Below are 17262 nucleotides of genomic sequence, written 5' to 3'. Positions count from 1 at the left end.
CTGTTCCTTTCTTTCACCTGTACAGATTCTAAAACGGCAGCTCCTCATTCAAATACTGCTCTACCTGATCCTTCCCTACCAGTACCGTCGGTACGATCGTCATCTCCTCATACGTCTCTTCTTTCAGGATACTTTCCCCGACACAGATCGCCTGCCGGACCATCTGCGGCCAGTAGCTCATCGACAGCAGGACGTAATCCTCCTCTGTCTGGATCCTCCGGTACATTTCCTGCGAACCTGACGAGCCGGCGATCACCTCCAGATTCGGAAACATCTTTTTCTCGATCCCCTGCTCTTTATACTCGTCCAGTACGTCAAGCACACCGAGAGCGATCTCGTCATCATGTGTAAAGATCGCGCCTACGCTCCTCCTGACCTGGGCGGGCTGTTTCTGGATCCACTCCTTAAACAACCTGCTCGTATCCTCCCGCTGCCAGCCTGTATATCCTACCTGGATCTTTTCAAAGTCATCGTCAAGCGTCTCATCAAAACCGTCTGTTCTCTGGAAGGGAACCGTAGACGTATCTCCCATCAGCTCCAGGACGACCGTACCCTCCGGAAAATAATTGTTAAAAAATTCAGCGGTCTGTATCCCGATCCCCGGATTGTCCCCCTTCACCGTAGCCGCAGGCGTAAAATCCGGGATTTCCCGGTCAAAGATCACAAGCGGAATATCCGCCTTCTGTACAGCGATCCCCGCTGTCTTCAGGGAAGCGCCGTCCATCGGAAGCAGTACCAGACAGTCCACCTCCTGGTTCACCAGCTCCACCACCTGCTTAGACTGCTCATTGGAATCATCTGCTGTCACACACACCGTCTCCCAGCCATTCTCCTTTGCCACGCGCGCAAGCTCCTCTTTGGCATAATAATATACGCCCTCTGCCCATGCATGGGTCGGACCGATCGTACTGACTGCTATTGTGATATCCTCTTCTTCCTCCTGCACCGCACAGCCCGGCAGGAGCATCGCCGCTGCCGCCACCGCACACAACATAAAAAGCCTGTTTCCCATACGCACTGCTTCCTCTCTGCTGTTTTTTCTTCACTCCGGTTTTATACGCGTTTAGGTATATTTTTCCAATTGTTCTTATTATAGCACTGTAATGTGCAAAACAAAAGACAGGGAAAGTGCAAAAAGACCCCGCTTCAGCATCGGGATTACCCGGTCACTGAAATGGAGTCTTTTCAAAATATAAGCTGTTTTTCTGTCTGTTTTATTTTCCTGCTGTCTTCCCGGATGTTTTTCTATGAAAGATTTCCTGTATCACCTTCAGCGTATTCTCACACCCGTCAGATACATAGTAGCACCCGCCGCTTGTTCCATCTTTTTTATAAAATCTCAGACACATTTCATAACTCTGCAGTTCTGAATACGATACGGTTTCAAGGTCTTTGCGATATGCCTCGATCACCTGATCCATGTCTTTTCCACTGATATGCAAAGTAAATTCCGCTTCCGAGTCAGATATCTCCTGATCGCTTCTCTTTATATCAGAAAGGCCCAGGGTCTCCAGATCACCTGTATATACAGAGAACTCCAGAGAGGAAATCTGCTGCGTATCCTCCCAGGTCAGGATCGGATAGCACAGTGTACGAAAATCTTCTTGCTTCTGCAATTCGTCCATCTTTTCGTAGTACAGTTCCTGGTCGATCCTGTACCTCCGATATACGGATGTTCCGTTTTTCAGACAGTATTTTACTTTGATCTCCCTCTCATCGGTCCAGTCCGCTGATGGCGTCTGCTCTATACCGGCCTTTGCCATCTCATAGACGGGGGTAAAGTCCTCTATCGCAAGCGCATCCAGTACCTTATGTTCATCTTTTCCTTCATTCTCTACGCCGAACATATCATAATGATACACTGCCATCGCCTCCACCTCATCTTTTTCGGGAAGGTAGGTATTAAATCCTGTCACATCGTATCGGCAGGCAAAAAACACGGCAGACGCTACGACAACTGTGATCAGCATATGGCTTTTATGCGCAAGCACCTGGCGGATATCGCTGCGATAAATGAATTCGATGATCATACAGCCCAGCGCTCCAAAAAACAGGATAAAGAAGAACTCCCACACCGGAGAATAAAAGCTCGCGTATGCGACTACTCCCGCGCACAGAGCAGCCGGTATCATCAGCAGCACTTTTGCAATCCCCTCTACCTTGCGAAATGCGATCGCATTGCCGGCAGCCTCTGTTTTTCTTGCACGATAAAGCGCCAGCGCCAGTAAGGAGAACACGGCTGCCACTGCAAGGAGCTGGCACAGCCCCGCAAGGCTTGGCATGGTGCCTGTGATCCCCTTTACCATCCCCCGTTTGTGGAATGCCGCAAATGCCCACGGGGAGCTGCACATCAGAATATCCGTACTGTTTACGCCTGACATATCACTGGCAAGCGCCGTATAGTAAAAGAGCTCCTGCATCCCGATCTTCAGGACCCAGATAAGCGGAAAGTAAGCGCCCAGCACACCGACTGCCAGAAATGTAGCAAGAAGTTTTCCGGTCAGCATCACTGCAACCAGTGTCCCTGCATAGCTGCAAAGAAAACACAGGATCCCCTCCACCGTAGCCAAGGCCATCTCAAAAACGATTTTTGCAGAACATACGCCGTACGCCGCACCGATCACAAGAGCCGCCGCCTGGCTGAGTATGTATGCTGCCGCAAAGGTAAGCACACTGCCCAGATATTTCGCCGCGAACAGGCGCTCCCGTTTGATCGGCAGGCTATGAAAAAAGTCCAGCTTTTCCGCGGAATGGACGTAGGAAAATGCACTGATCGCACAGACCACGCCCGCCATCAGGATAAACATCGTATTTTCCGGATGTCCCAGACCGATGCTGCTGTAAAACACTTCCTGAAGACTCACTCCCTCTGAAAAAAAACGCGGACGCTGTACGGACAGCTCGATCAGCACACGAAATGGGATCAGCAGTCCAAATACCAGCATCTGCACTGCCAGCAGCCAGTTCAGCTTGCGCAGCTCATCGCGCACGAGCTTAGAAAACGAGATTTTTGATATCATATCCAACTACCTCCGTCTCACTGATAAAAATTTCTTCCAGAGTAAGCGGCAGGATCTCACAAAACAGCGGCTGCTTTGCCTCGATCCGCGCCAGCACCTCGTCGTATTTGCCCCGCGCGATCACGGTCAGCAAAGATCCCCTCTTTTCATGTTTTAATACCTCCAGCTCCGAAAAGAGTTCCTCCTCCTTCTTCGGATCCGGGATCACGCACTGTACCTTGTGGATGCCAAGCTTCATCTCATCGAGATCCTTTGCAAACAGGATCCCGCCCTTGTGCAGCAGACCGATATGGTCGCAGATATCCTCGATCTCTCTTAAGCTGTGCGAGGCAATGACCGGTGTAAATTTGCGGTTCAGGATCTCAGCTGCAAAAAGGCTCTTCACGGTCTGCCGCATCACGGGATCCAGGCCGTCAAATGTCTCATCACAGAACAGATACTCTGTATTTGCACAGATCCCCAGCAAAACGGATACCTGCTTTTTCATTCCCTTGGAAAATGTCGCAAGCTTCCGCTTCGGATCCAGATCAAATTTTGCAAGCAGCTCATCAAACCGCTCCTCCATAAAATCCGGATATACGATCTTATAATAATCACGCATCATATTTGCCGTGGCATTCGGAAAAAACCATGCCGTATCAGGAAGGAAACAGATTTTTTCCTTTGCCTGCGGATTTTCCCATACAGGAAGCTCATCGATCAGCACGCGGCCGCCCTCCGGCTGCAGCACTCCGGCTGCTACCCGCAGCATGGTACTCTTTCCTGCTCCGTTCGTCCCGACCAGTCCAAAGATACTGTTCTCATGGATCTGCGCATGCACATGATCCAACGCCAGAATATCCCCGAAGCTCTTTGTCACATCTTCTATCTTTATCATACCTGCTTTCTTCCTCCCTCCAGGTAAAATTCTCTTGTCTTTTCCACAAATGCGTCACATGGAATATCCAGCTCCCTGCCTTTTCCCACCAGCTCCTTCAGCGCCGTAAAAATGCTCTCCTGCTTTTTCACCTTCAACCCTTCATTCCCCGAAACAAAATTTCCCCGTCCCTTCACCGGATAGATGTATCCCTCCTGCTCCAGCACGCTGTATGCCTTCTGTATCGTATTCGGATTGATTGAAAGCTCCATGGCAAGAGAACGGACCGAAGGCATCTGACTGTCAGGCTCCAGCACACCGCTCACGATCAGTGTCTGGAACCGCTCTACGACCTGCTCGTAAATCGGTCTGCGATTCTGTAAGTCTATCCCGATCATCCATCCCCCTCCTCCTGATAAAAAGATTGTCCCATATGTACATGGCAGAACCTTTGTACCATACAAGTTTTCCAAGTGTACTATGATTGTTAGTACACTTTTATTTATATAATAATACCCGGCGCCTGTCAATGCGCAGGCGCCGGGTGAATTCTTATCTTTTTCTTAATGCATGCTGCTCCCTACTCTGCAGCAAACAGATTTTTGTTTACATATCCAACTGCCCCGTCGTACTCCACCTTATACCAGCGGTCTGTATAACCGATCGCTGTGACCTTTGTACCTGAGGAGATCGTATTGATGATCTCTCCGTCCTGTGCCGGAGTCTGACGCATATTTGCTCCTGTCGTCGCCTCGATCGGGAAAGACTCAGCATACGTCTCTACATTATACTGTGCATCCACAGAAGAGCTTCCTGTGTTTGCCGAAGCCGCCGCAGCGTCTGTATCCGTCCCGCCGTTATTTTCTGAGGACGTCTCGCCGGAACCGCCGTTCGCGAGCTGAGCACGCTCTTCCTCCGTCTTTGGCGCTACCTCCTGATCAGAGACAAACTGCTTGGATACGTAGCCGTTATCCTCGTAATCCTCAAGATCTACCACGTACCAGTTCGGAGTCTCACCTACGACCCTGATCGTCTCGCCCTGGTCAAAGCTGTCAAAGATCTCTCCGTCCTGTCCCGGCTGTGTGCGGACATTGATATCATCTGCCGCATACACGGTGCGGATCGCGTCAAGATCCTTCTCCTGTGCCAGCTCTTCCTGTGCCGTCAGCTCTTTGGGCTGTGTCTGAGGCTCTGTCTCAGTCTCCGTTTCCGTCTCGGTTTCTGTCTCTGTCTCGGTTTCTGTCTCCGTCTCACTCTCTGTAGGAGCCTCTGTCGGCGCCTCCGTCGGTGCCTGTGTCTCTGTCTCCGGTTCTTTTTTTAATTTATCACATCCTGACGCCAACAGCGCTACAGAACAGGATAATAACAAGGTCAGTAAAATCTTTTTACTCTTATTTGCCATCTCAGTTACCCTCCATTATGAATTTACAATTACTCCCAAAATAATTCTGCGTCCATCATATCACGCAATGAATCATAAGGCAAGAGTTATCACAAAACTTTTAAAATTTTTAAGTTTTTGTTACATCTTTTCTTTCTACGTCTCTCTCCCGCGCCTCGCAGCTATCTCTTACTGGCAGTATGTGCAGGTTTCTCCATATTATTCACAGTCACATGACAACGGTCCCAAATGGCATCAGCGCAAGCTTTGCAAGCTTAAAATGCTGCAGCCCAAACGGTATGCCGATGATGGTGATACAAAGCCCGAGCCCAAGCAGCGCATGCTCGATCGCCATTGGCAGCCCCGTAATAACGAGCCACAGGATGTTGAGCAGAAAGGAACCTGCCCCTCCTCCATAATCTACTTCTTTCCCAAAAGGAAAGAAGCTCAGTGATGCAAATTTAAAACACTGCAGCCCGATCGGTATACCGATCACCGTAATACACCAGAGGCATCCCAGCAGACACCAGCTCAGTCCGCTGATCGCGCCTCCAAATACAAACCAGAGTAAATTTCCCAGACATCCCATATGATTTCCTCCCTGTCTTTTTTTCTGCTTTTTTTCTGCTTTCTTTTTTCTGTTTACATCTCATCCGTACCGGACCCGCGCCCCTGTGCGCCGATCCTCCTTTGCAGTCCCTCCATAACCTGGCTCACCTGGCTGATCGCATCCTCCACCTGCTCGCGCGCTTCAGATATTTTTGATCGTACCAGATAATCTGCTACCAGACCGTCAAAGAAAAAATCTGCAAATGTCAGAAAACCGCCGATATCCATATTGAGGTCGATCCGCACAGAAACATCTCTCAGCTCCCGTTTAAAGATCTCAAGACACCTCTTGGCGCTTTCCATACTGGAAACTGCCTTTTCTATCTTAGAGTGCTTCACCATGTCGGTAATAAACCCGCCTCCAAACAGATCCAGCAATCCCCAGTTGCCTGCACTGCACAGCTGTTCCTGTGCCGCCCGTAAGCTAAACAGCGCGCGTTCTCCGGCGCCGATCGCTTCACGAAGCTCTCTTTCCATCTGATTCTCCATCTGACTTCTCATCTGATCCTTCTCCCTTCTGATCTTTCCCAGTAGTAAATAAAAGTAATAAAAAAAGACTCCTATCATGATATTCGTCATAATAAAAGTCTTGCTATCTCATTTGATACGGATGCTGCGCAGCATCGAATGACGGTTTCAAATCCATCCACGAGAGTGGATGTTCAGCTACTCCCTTTTATTTGTTCTTTTTATAGCATATCCGCGCCCGTCTGTCAATGAACTTAACGTTTTCTTAAGGAATTTCGCAACCGTCCCGCCAGGCGCAAAGCTGCAGACATCTGCATACCGACCTGTTTGAAAACAAAGCGCTGCGCTCACACCTTCCATGTCTTTAAGTATGCCTTCTGCTCTGGTGTGATCCTCAGGCTCTCCTGTGCCTTCTGTATCGTCTTATTATGTGTCCAGTCTGCAAGCCGCCTCTGCTCGATATACGGCAGGGCCGCCTCATACTGCCTGGCAAGCGCTGTCGCAAAATACCATGCGATCATCATATTGACATAATATTCCTGTGAACGCACCCCGGCTACCAGCTCAAGATACTCCGTCCGGAAGTTCTGATCCAGGTAAAAACACATAAGCATGCGGATCGCAAAGCGCACCGTGTACGTCTGGCCGGAAGCAAGCCACCCCCTAATCGGCGTAAGAAGCTCCTGCGTATGCTTCCTGAATACCTTCGGGGCTTCCATATCACACGTTGCCCAGTTATCAATATACGGCAGAAACTTTTCCAGCTCCCGCAGACAGCTCTCATAATCCTTCATCTGACCGATCACACAGACATGCACATTATTCTCTTCATAGTACCGGTGCGGCAGATCACAGAGAAATGCTCCGATCTGCGGATCCTTCGCCACTTCCTTTGCCAGCGCGCGCACCCTGGGTGTGCGCACGCCGATGATCGTTTCTTTGTCTATGGTCGGGATCAGACGCGCCTGGAAATCGCGATAGCCCAGATCCTGACAGGAAAAAAGGCTTTCTTTTATGTGTTCTGTGATCGCACTCATCTCGTTCTCCTTCTCACCCGCGGCAAAGCGCCGCCTGTCGCCGTCCGTGACGCGTACCCTTTCTGTCCTGCACAGCCGTTTCGACGCTCCCGTTTTGCAGCCCCGGTCAGCTACATCGTGATCCATCCCAGCACATTGGCGATCGAGCTGAGCAGGATGATCACAAGGAAGACCGGCGCAATATATTTCATACAGAAATTGTACATATTTCTGCGCTTAAATGCCGAAGAGATCTGGACCTCCTTCGCGATATTCGAAAGTCCGACAACTTTGAGGATCAGCGCACAGGTCGCAAGTGCGGCGATCGGCATCATGACAGAATTCGTCAGGAAATCAAAGAAGTCGAGGATCGACATTCCAAAGATCCTGACAAAGCCAAGGATATTAAACCCAAGAGCAGAAGCCGAACCAAGCACAACCATGACTACGACCATCACCCCTGTGCTCCTGCGGCGGCTCCAGCCCGTCTGGTCTACAAATGTGGACACGCAGGATTCCATCAAAGAGATCGCGCTCGTAAGAGCTGCAAACAGTACCAGCAGGAAGAACAGGATCCCCGCACCTGTACCAAAGCCCATGCTCGCAAATACCTTTGGAAGCGTGATAAACATCAAAGATGGGCCTGCCTGCAGTGCAGCCGCATCTCCGCCTGAGAATGCAAATACAGCCGGGATGACCATCAGACCTGCCAGAACGGCAATCCCGGTGTCAAACAGCTCGACCTGCTTTGTGGAAGCTTCAATGTCTATATCCTTCTTCATATAGGAACCGTATGTGTACAGAATCCCCATCGCGATCGAAAGGGAATAAAACATCTGCCCCATCGCGGCCACGACAGTCATCCAAGAAAAATTCTCAAGATCAGGGATCAGGAAGTACTTCACACCTGCCATTGCGCCCGGACGCGTCACCGAATAAATGGCTACGATCACTGCCAGCACGACGAGAAGCGGCATCATGATCTTTGAGATCATTTCCACTCCCTTTTTCACTCCTGCAAAAATCACGGCAAATACAAGTACTGCAAACAGCAAAAACCACAGCTCCATCTCCGTCGCTGAGGACGTAAAGCCGGTAAAATAGCTGTCCGCTGCCAGCTCCTGGACATTTCCGCGCAGATACTCAAACAGATATTTGAGCACCCAGCCGCCGATCACGCTGTAATACGGCACGATCAGCATCGGGATGATGGCATTGATCCATCCTCCAAAACGGTGCCCCCGCGATTTTCCAAATGTCAGAAACGCTCCGATCGGACTTTTCTGTGTCATACGGCCAAGCGCTGTCTCCGATACGATCAGCGCATACCCGAATGTAAGCATCAAAATCAGGTACACCAGCAGGAACATACCCCCGCCATACTTTGCCGCCAGATACGGAAATCGCCAGATATTGCCCAGTCCGACCGCAGATCCTGCGACTGCCAGTACGTATCCGATCTTCCCGGAAAATCTGTCTCGTTGTGTTTTCATTCCAATTTTCTCTCCCCTCATGCACATAGTATTTCCATAGTATCATCATCTTCTCCAAATGTCATCTTTTTCTTTCCAATATCCGCCGTTTTTCTCCTCTATTTTTGAGAAAGCCTTGAGAAATACTGTAAAACCTTCTATAATTATACACGAAAACCGTACCAGCCTGGTCTGATGCGATCGTACACAGCCGGACTGGCGCCAAAAATAAATATAGCGTCCGTGTACCCACGATAGCGCGACCGGGTACATGGGCGCTAACCTGACAAGGGAGAAACAACAACCATGAAAATCGTATTGCAGAATCTTACCAAAAAATTCCCCGGCCGCAGCAAAAAGCTGCGGACTGACGTTGTGGCTGTAGATCATTTCTCATTTGAGATCCCGGACGGTACCCTCGTAGGTCTCCTCGGTCCTTCCGGATGCGGGAAAAGTACAACACTCAACCTGATCTGCGGACTGGAGCAGCCTACCTCCGGAAAGATTTTTTTCGGTGACGAGGATGTCACAAAGCTTCCGCCCGAGCACCGTGGAGTAGGCATGGTATTTCAGAATTATGCCTTATATCCGCATCTGACTGTCAAACAGAATATCCTGTTCCCCCTTCAGAACCTGAAGGGAAAAGAAAAGCTTTCAAAAGAGGAAATGGACAGACGTACGGCTCAGGCCGCCGCGCTTGTCCAGATTGACGGGCTGATGGACCGCAAGCCGGGCGAGCTCTCCGGAGGACAGCAGCAGCGCGTGGCGATCGCCCGTGCACTCGTAAAAATGCCCCGTGTCCTCCTGCTCGATGAACCGCTGTCTAATCTGGATGCCCGCCTGCGTCTGCAGACGCGCGAGGAGATCCGAAAGATCCAGCGCGCCACCGGGATCACGACGGTCTTTGTCACGCACGATCAGGACGAAGCAATGAGCATCTCTGACTGGATCGTAGTCATGAAGGACGGTGTGATCCAGCAGACCGGCAGACCACAGGAGGTCTACGATGAGCCGGTCAATCTCTTTGTTGCCAGATTTCTTGGCACACCGCCTATCAATATCCTGCATGGAACGATAAAAGACGGCAGGCTTTATATCGGACAGGAAGCAGTGCTTGACACCCCCGCTCTTGCTGATCAGGAGGTAACTGTCGGCATTCGCCCGGAGGGCTTTATCCCTGATGAAAACGGGCCGCTCACCTGCGCACTGCGCCGTGTAGAGGTGATGGGACGCGATATCAGCATCATCTCCGCCCACGAAGCCTGTGAGGACTCCTGCATCCGGGCGATCGTCCATGCTGAAAACAGCGTGGATACCTCGTCTGAAACAGTCCGCTTTTCGCTCAGGACAAATAAGCTCTTCCTTTTTGACCGCACCAGTGAAAACAGGATAGAATGGAGGCAGCAATGAACCGAAAAAATACAAAGGCCTGGCTCTATCTTCTGCCGGCGCTCCTCTTTCTCGGCGTTTTTATGGTATATCCTCTGATCGATGTATTTATCTATTCCTTTGAAGAGGGCTACAATTCCGCGTCTCAGACCTACTTTGGCGTCGGAGCGTATAATTATTCCTATGTTCTGCATGATACCTACTTTTTGCAGGCGGTAAAAAATACCTTCCTCCTCGTGATCATCACGGTACCGGTATCGACAGGACTCGCCCTGCTGATCGCTCTTTGCCTGAGCTCGATCCGTCCGCTAAAGGAGCTGTTCCAGACGATCTATTTTCTGCCATACGTGACAAATACACTGGCCGTCGGGCTCGTATTTATGATCCTGTTCAAAAAAACAGCCTACTCTGACGGCCTGATCAATGTCCTGATCAACTGGTTTGGCGGAAGCTCTGTGGACTTTATCGACGGACCCTACTGGGCCAAGATGTTTGTGCTGTGCCTTTATACGATATGGGTGGTGCTCCCGTTCAAGATCCTGATCCTGACCAGCGCACTCGCCTCTGTCAATCCGAACTTCTACAAAGCCGCAAGGGTCGACGGTACCTCCCGGCTGCGGACGTTCACAAGGATCACGCTGCCGATGATCTCTCCTATGGTCTTTTATCTGGTCATCACCGGATTCATCGGCGCCTTTAAAGCGTACAGCGATGCAGTGGCTCTGTTCGGTACAGATTTGAACGCGGCCGGCATGAACACGATCGTCGGTTATGTCTACGATATGCTGTATGGAGAAGGCGGAGGCTACCCCTCCTACGCGGCTGCGGCTGCGATCATTCTTTTTGCGATCGTACTGACGATCACCTGCATCAATCTGCTGGTCAGCAAAAAGCATGTGCACTATTCATAAAAGAGGTCAAGTTTGAAACAATCAAGTAGAAAATAGCCAAGAAATAAAGGGCATGACAAATAAATCATCATTTGAGATGATTTTGAAAAGTAAATATGGACACAACACCTAATCAGGAAACAGGAATTATATCATTTTTAATGATATATCCTCGCTGTTTAAGCAGATTAAGTGCCTGTGAAGTGGTCAGTACTTTTGATTCGTTCACAGGACGTGATTCAAGAAAGCCCTCCGGTGTATACGGTTTTAAATCTGTGAGTATGTGCCAGATAGCGGTCAGGAGCATACGACAGATGGCAATAATAGCTTTCTTGTGACCACGCCGTGCTTTGATACGTCGATAACGGGTAGTAAATTCAGGATTTTTCTTCGATTTGATTAAAGCATTTGCAACTTGCACCAAAACTGGTTTAAAATAGGAACCAGCACGGGAAATCCTAGTGGATTTGATTTTTTGATTGCTTTGATCGTTGCGAGGACAACATCCTGCCCATGAGACGAGGTTTTTAGCTGTGGGGAAGACAGACATATCACCTCCGATTTCAGAGAGCACCTGAATAGCAGTCATAGGGTTCTTGTCGAATCCGGGAACAGTACGAATAAGAGTAAGGGCTTCTTCGTATTTATCACTGAGACGAAAGATTTCCCGTTCTATTTCAGCTTTGTGCATTTCTAATTCATCGATGTGATTCAGGCATTGTCTGAGTTTCACAGCCTGTTCTGTAGATATAGCACCATCAACCGCAGCCTGTATTTCTTCAATAGGAGTTTTACATCTGCTATCCACAAAAGGTGCTACATCGAAAGTTTCCCCATGATGTTGCAAAATCTGTTCCGTAATAGAACGGGAAGATTTACCAAATACATCAGAAAAGACATCATCTAATTTTAAATTCGATACGGTAAGGCAATTTTGAGCACGATTCTTTTCCCCGGTAATCATGCAGGTGAGTTTATAGCGGTATCGAACCAAATCTCTTAATTCGCGGATGTCAGCAGGTGGAATAAAGGATGGTTTTACCATTCCGCACATATATAAATCACAAATCCACTTGGCGTCCTTACGATCAGTTTTATTGCCCTTTTGGGGTTTTGTGTATTTGGGATGAGAAAGAGTAACCCAGATGTTATTCTTCTCGAGGATGTTAAAAACAGGAATCCAGTACTTGCCGGTTGATTCCATACAGACATCGGTACAGTTATATTTAGCAAGCCAGTTACACAACTCTTGTAATCCCTTTGAAAAGGAAGAAAAGCGAGCTTGCTTATACTCTGTACGACTGTGAGAATCCGTAATACCAATGCAGGCAAAGATCCATGTTTTGTGGACATCAAGTCCGCAGCAATTGTTTTTGAGAATTTTAAACGACAATAAAATAACCTCCCTGATATTTTATAGCAATAAAACTGACAGTGACTGGTCATCCGGCAAAATCGAGTCGACTTTGGAAGAGATAAGTTTACGGGCTAAGGGAATGCGCCAATCATTGATGCCTTAACGGATGACCGACGACATATAGATATGCGAGGTTGCCGCTATACAGCCCCGCCACTCACCTCTACGTGTTCTGTAGTGTGTCAGTCTTATTTAAGAAGATAATATCAGAAGGAAAATAGAATAAAAAGCGAAAGATAACCGTTGGTTTCATAACCCCATCGGTGCCTTTCGCAGAAAGGCGGAAAATAGATATGGAAAAACTTACAGACTATATAAAAATCCAAAAAAAGATCAGACGGCATCAGCTCATGCGAAGCGCCGCCATCTACACCCTGCTTATCATCTGGGCGCTCATCGTGCTGTTTCCATTTTACTGGATGCTGCTGACCTCCGTAAAAAGCTACGGATCCTACAATGCAGAGCGGATTCCGACATTTTTTACGGCTTCTCCGACACTGCAAAATTATGCAGACGCATTTACCGCAGTGCCGCTTGCCAGATATCTGGCCAATACGCTTTTCTTTACCATCGCAACGACCGCGATCATGATCTTTGTCATCACACTCGCTGCCTATGCGTTCGCGCGGCTGGAATTCAGAGGGAAAAATATTATCTTTACTCTGTTCCTGTCCCTGATGATGATCCCTTCTGAGCTGGTGATCATCACAAACTTCGTAACTGTCACCGACTGGGATATGCGAAATACCTTTCTCGGACTGATCCTGCCGTCCGTCACATCGGTATTTTATATTTATCTTCTGAAAGAAAACTTTGAACAGGTACCCGACGAGCTGTACCGCGCTGCAAAGGTTGATGGCACCTCTGACCTGAAATACCTCTGCAAGGTCATGATCCCGATCTGCCGTCCTACGCTTGTCACGGTCATTATCCTGAAGGTCATCGAGTGCTGGAACTCCTATGTCTGGCCGCGGCTTATTACGGACGATCCGAATTATTTTCTGGTATCCAACGGGATCCAGGAGATCCGCGAAAATGGTTTTGGACGTGAAAACATCCCTGCCATGATGGCCGCTGTCGTTGTGATCTGCGTCCCGCTGATCGTTTTGTTCCTCGTCTTTCGCAAAAAGATCATGGAAGGAGTATCGAGAGGAGGTACGAAAGGATGAGAAAGACAGCAAAAAAAGCCCTGCTTGTGCCGCTCGCACTCGCAGGAGCGCTCACATGCACAGGCTGCCACGGTTCCAGAGAATCAAATGCCTTTGCTATTCCGCAGACCTTTGATACCTCGCGGGAGTATGAGATCACTTTCTGGGCAAAAAATGATACGAACAAAACGCAGACCGATATTTATAAGAAAGCAATCTCTGATTTTGAGTCCCTGTATCCGAATATCACAGTCAATCTGAAGCTGTATACTGACTATGGGAAGATCTATAATGACGTGATCACAAATATAGCGACGGAGACGACGCCCAATGTCTGTATCACCTATCCCGATCACATTGCGACCTACCTGACCGGTGAGGATACCGTAGTCCCGCTTGATGCTCTGTTTGAGGATGAAAAATACGGGCTGGGCGGCAGTGAGGTTGCCTTTGACGCGCCCTCCCGCGAGGAGATCGTCCCTGAGTTTCTTGATGAGTGCTCCTTAAACGGTACGCATTACGCCATCCCCTACATGCGCTCTACAGAGGCATGCTACATCAACAAAACGTATGTGGAGGCACTGGGCTATACCGTTCCTGATACACTTACCTGGGACTTCATCTGGGAGGTATCAGAGGCAGCAGCGAAAAAGGAGGCTGATGGGACTTATACCGTCAATGGACAGGACGTTATGATCCCGTTCATTTACAAATCCACAGATAATATGATGATCCAGATGCTGCGCCAGAGGGGAGCCGGCTATTCGACAGACGCCGGCGAGATCGAGATCTTTAATGATACGACAAAAGAGCTTTTGTATACGATCGCAGATCATACCAAAAGCGGAGCGTTTTCAACCTTCAAGGTCTCCAGCTATCCTGCAAACTTCCTGAATGCCGGTCAGTGCATCTTCGCCATCGATTCTACCGCGGGAGCGACATGGATGGGCGCGCATGCTCCGCTGATCGATATCAGCGCAGATGCTGTTGCAGACTTTGAGACAGAGGTGCGCGCAATCCCTCAGTTTGATCCGGAGCATCCGCAGATGATCTCGCAGGGACCCTCCGTGTGCATTTTTAATAAGGAAGATCCCCAGGAAGTCCTTGCTTCCTGGCTGTTCACCCAGTATCTGCTGACGAATGAGGTGCAGATCGCCTACGCACAGACGGAAGGATACGTCCCCGTCACCAAAACTGCACAGGAGTCCAGTGCATACCAGGATTATCTCTCCCGCTGCGGTGAAGATAATTCCACATACTACGATGTCAAGATCAAAGCCTCCGGCCTTTTGCTCGACAATATCGACAACACCTTTACAACGCCCGTATTTAACGGCTCTGCCTCTCTTCGGGATGCAGCCGGACAGCTGATCGAAAATGTGGTAAAATCTACAAGGCGCAAGCAGACGATAGATGATGCTTATATGCAGACACTTTTTGATGATGTAACATCCCTGTACCATCTAAATGAAGCCGGAGCCATGTCGGAAACAAAAGCGGATCTGGGACCTCTCCCCGGCACAGCTGTACTCCTGCTTCTGGCACTCGCGCTCACCTGGGCAGGCATCCTGCTGTACGTACTTTCACAGCGGCTGCGCGAACGCGCGCGCCGGAAAAAGTAACAGGCGGACCAGCTGCCCTTTCCGCAAATAACCGTTGATTTCCTGCCGTTTTGGGGTATAATGAAACTGTTAAAAAGAACAGTACTTTAGAAAAGGAGAATACTTATGAAAAAATCCATTGCTTTATTTTTAACACTTTCTCTTACATGTGCATTTTCCGGCGCCGCACTGGCAGAAGAAAGCACAGAAGCAGTGACAGAAGCAGTAACTGAAGCTTCTTCTGAGGCAGCAACTGAAGCTTCCTCCGAAGCAGCAACCGAAGTCTCTTCCGAGGCAGCAACTGAAGCTTCCTCTGAGGCAGCAGAAGAAAAATCCGAAGGCGTCATGACGTATGACGAGTATCTGGCAGCAGATGTGGACACAGAGGTTGTGATCGAAGCATACGTGCAGGCAAAACAGTCCTGGTGGGAGGACAAGGCTACTCTCTATACACAGGACAAGGATGGCGCTTATTTCATCTACAATGTCGCATGTTCTGAGGAGGATTACGAAAAGCTCGTACCTGGTACAAAGATCAAGGTAACAGGCTACAAGGCAGAGTGGTCCGGAGAAGTAGAGATCATGGACGGCACATTTGAATTTGCAGAAGGAGAGGAGTACATTGCTCCGATCGAGGATGTGACAGAGCTGCTCGGCACAGAGGAGCTGATCGAGCATCAGAATGAATACGTTGCATTCAAGGGACTGACTGTAGAAGGTTCCGGTGAAAATGCAGATCAGGCATTCCTGTACAACTGGGATGGCTCCGGCGCAGAGGGCGACGACCTGTATTTTAACGCTTCCTTAAACGGCGAAACCTATACCTTCGTTGTAGAATCCTACCTGTGCGACAGCGAAAGCGATGTATACAAAGCAGTAAAAGAGCTTCAGATCGGCGATACGATCGATATGGAAGGCTTCCTGTACTGGTATGAGGGTGTCAATCCGCACATCACAGCAGTGACAGCAGCAGAGTAAATAAAAGATCCGAATTGTAAAAGGCCGCTGCCTAAGATCCGATGGATTTCAGGCAGCAGCCTTTTTTATTGCAGTGCTTACAGTTATCTATGAGCGGGACTGCTGTTTTCCAAGCTCCCAGAATGCCACTGCGCTCGCTGCGGCGACATTGAGTGAATCTACCCCATGAGACATCGGTATCTTTACCGTGTAATCGCAGTCCGCGATTGTCTGAGGAGCCAGTCCGTCCCCTTCTGTACCAAGCACGATCGCCAGCTTTTCCTCCTGCGCAAGGCGGGGATCATCAATACACACCGTGTCCTCACAAAGCGCCATCGCAGCCGTCTTAAATCCAAAATCCCTGAGAACCTCCTGCCACTGCTTTTGCCCATGCGGCGCCTCCGGCCTGCGCTTATCTGTCTGCATCGTCTCGTCATCCAGATAAGTCCAGGGGATCTGGAACACTGTCCCCATGCTGACCCTGGCCGCGCGGCGGTACAGCGGATCACTGCAGTCCGGCGTCAGCAGGACCGCATCCATATGAAGCGCAGCAGCGCTGCGAAAGATCGCCCCTACATTTGTCGGATTCACCACATGCTCCAGTACCACGATACGGCGCGCGCCTGCGCATATCTGCTCCACCGTGGGCAGCCTGCGGCGATTCATCGCGCACAGCAGCCCTCTTGTCAGCGAAAAGCCTGTCAACTCTGTCAGCATCTCCTTCGGAGCCGTATAGACTGGTATTTCCGGGCAGCGCGCGAGCACTTCGCCTGTCTCTCCCGCAAGCTTCCCCTGCTCCGCCAGAAAGGAGTCTGCCGTATATCCTGCGTCAAGTGCCCGGGTGATCACCTTTGGACTCTCCGCAATAAAAATCCCGCACTCCGGCTCCCGGTACCGCCGGAGCTGTACTTCCGAAAGGCGCGCATAAACATCCAGCTGCGACGCCGCAAAATCTGTGATCTCTGTCATTTCTGCCATCTCATCTCGTCTCCTTTTTTCGACTGCAAAAGTCTCCTGCACGGCTCCCTGTATTTTCCG

16 protein-coding genes are annotated in these 17262 nt (G+C 49.6%); 5 read left to right on the top strand and 11 right to left on the bottom strand.

Going from position 1 to position 17262, the window contains the following annotated elements:
- Positions 1-28: 28 nt before the first annotated feature.
- The 9 genes from QOX44_RS08330 to QOX44_RS08290 form a co-directional block, all read right to left on the bottom strand.
- Positions 29-1012, bottom strand: a complete 984-nt coding sequence (locus tag QOX44_RS08330; RefSeq protein WP_283682595.1) for a substrate-binding domain-containing protein — start codon at positions 1010-1012, stop codon at positions 29-31.
- Between the two features lie 202 nt (positions 1013-1214).
- A complete protein-coding gene (locus QOX44_RS08325; protein WP_283682594.1) occupies positions 1215-3020 on the bottom strand; it encodes a DUF6449 domain-containing protein in 1806 nt (601 codons plus the stop codon).
- A complete protein-coding gene (locus tag QOX44_RS08320) occupies positions 2995-3897 on the bottom strand; it encodes an ABC transporter ATP-binding protein (protein WP_283682593.1) in 903 nt (300 codons plus the stop codon). Before QOX44_RS08320 ends, QOX44_RS08325 begins: the two co-directional genes overlap by 26 nt.
- The gene (locus tag QOX44_RS08315) at positions 3894-4274 is read right to left on the bottom strand and encodes a GntR family transcriptional regulator (protein WP_283682592.1); all 381 of its coding nucleotides are present in this window, start codon (positions 4272-4274) and stop codon (positions 3894-3896) included. Before QOX44_RS08315 ends, QOX44_RS08320 begins: the two co-directional genes overlap by 4 nt.
- A 182-nt stretch (positions 4275-4456) precedes the next feature.
- The gene (locus tag QOX44_RS08310) at positions 4457-5278 is read right to left on the bottom strand and encodes an SH3 domain-containing protein (protein WP_283682591.1); all 822 of its coding nucleotides are present in this window, start codon (positions 5276-5278) and stop codon (positions 4457-4459) included.
- A gap of 208 nt (positions 5279-5486) precedes the next feature.
- Positions 5487-5846 carry a YccF domain-containing protein gene (locus QOX44_RS08305; protein ID WP_283682590.1) on the bottom strand — a complete coding sequence of 120 codons (360 nt, stop codon included), beginning with the start codon at positions 5844-5846 and terminating at the stop codon, positions 5487-5489.
- A 53-nt stretch (positions 5847-5899) separates the two neighbouring features.
- Positions 5900-6367: a hypothetical protein gene (locus QOX44_RS08300; RefSeq protein ID WP_283682589.1), complete on the bottom strand. Its 468-nt coding sequence runs from the start codon at positions 6365-6367 to the stop codon at positions 5900-5902.
- Positions 6368-6681: 314 nt separating this feature from the next.
- On the bottom strand, positions 6682-7371 hold the full coding sequence (locus tag QOX44_RS08295; RefSeq protein WP_283682656.1) for a DNA alkylation repair protein: 690 nt from the start codon (positions 7369-7371) through the stop codon (positions 6682-6684).
- 110 nt (positions 7372-7481) lie between these two features.
- Positions 7482-8843, bottom strand: a complete 1362-nt coding sequence (locus QOX44_RS08290) for a sodium-dependent transporter (protein WP_283682587.1) — start codon at positions 8841-8843, stop codon at positions 7482-7484.
- Positions 8844-9128: 285 nt separating this feature from the next.
- Between QOX44_RS08290 and QOX44_RS08285 the strand changes: the two genes are divergently transcribed.
- Positions 9129-10232 (top strand): ABC transporter ATP-binding protein, encoded by a 1104-nt coding sequence (locus tag QOX44_RS08285; protein WP_283682586.1) that lies wholly within the window; start codon positions 9129-9131, stop codon positions 10230-10232.
- A complete protein-coding gene (locus QOX44_RS08280; RefSeq protein ID WP_283682585.1) occupies positions 10229-11122 on the top strand; it encodes a carbohydrate ABC transporter permease in 894 nt (297 codons plus the stop codon). Before QOX44_RS08285 ends, QOX44_RS08280 begins: the two co-directional genes overlap by 4 nt.
- Positions 11123-11234: 112 nt before the next feature.
- On the opposite strand, the gene QOX44_RS08275 is transcribed toward QOX44_RS08280, so the two are convergent.
- Complete coding sequence (locus QOX44_RS08275; protein ID WP_283682584.1) at positions 11235-12494, bottom strand: IS110 family transposase; 1260 nt, start codon at positions 12492-12494, stop codon at positions 11235-11237.
- A 317-nt stretch (positions 12495-12811) separates the two neighbouring features.
- On the opposite strand from QOX44_RS08275, the gene QOX44_RS08270 reads away from it, so the two are divergent.
- The 3 genes from QOX44_RS08270 to QOX44_RS08260 all read left to right on the top strand — a co-directional run bounded on the left by QOX44_RS08270 (position 12812) and on the right by QOX44_RS08260 (position 16245).
- Positions 12812-13687: a carbohydrate ABC transporter permease gene (locus tag QOX44_RS08270; RefSeq protein WP_283682582.1), complete on the top strand. Its 876-nt coding sequence runs from the start codon at positions 12812-12814 to the stop codon at positions 13685-13687.
- Positions 13684-15288 carry an ABC transporter substrate-binding protein gene (locus tag QOX44_RS08265; protein ID WP_283682581.1) on the top strand — a complete coding sequence of 535 codons (1605 nt, stop codon included), beginning with the start codon at positions 13684-13686 and terminating at the stop codon, positions 15286-15288. Before QOX44_RS08270 ends, QOX44_RS08265 begins: the two co-directional genes overlap by 4 nt.
- Before the next feature lie 105 nt (positions 15289-15393).
- Complete coding sequence (locus QOX44_RS08260; protein ID WP_283682580.1) at positions 15394-16245, top strand: hypothetical protein; 852 nt, start codon at positions 15394-15396, stop codon at positions 16243-16245.
- 87 nt (positions 16246-16332) lie between these two features.
- On the opposite strand, the gene QOX44_RS08255 is transcribed toward QOX44_RS08260, so the two are convergent.
- Complete coding sequence (locus QOX44_RS08255) at positions 16333-17202, bottom strand: TrmH family RNA methyltransferase (RefSeq protein ID WP_283682579.1); 870 nt, start codon at positions 17200-17202, stop codon at positions 16333-16335.
- Positions 17203-17262 lie beyond the last annotated feature (60 nt).

Source organism: Parablautia sp. Marseille-Q6255 (genome assembly GCF_951230155.1).
GTDB lineage: Bacteria > Bacillota > Clostridia > Lachnospirales > Lachnospiraceae > Choladousia.
This window is presented reverse-complemented; position numbering and strand designations above follow the sequence as displayed.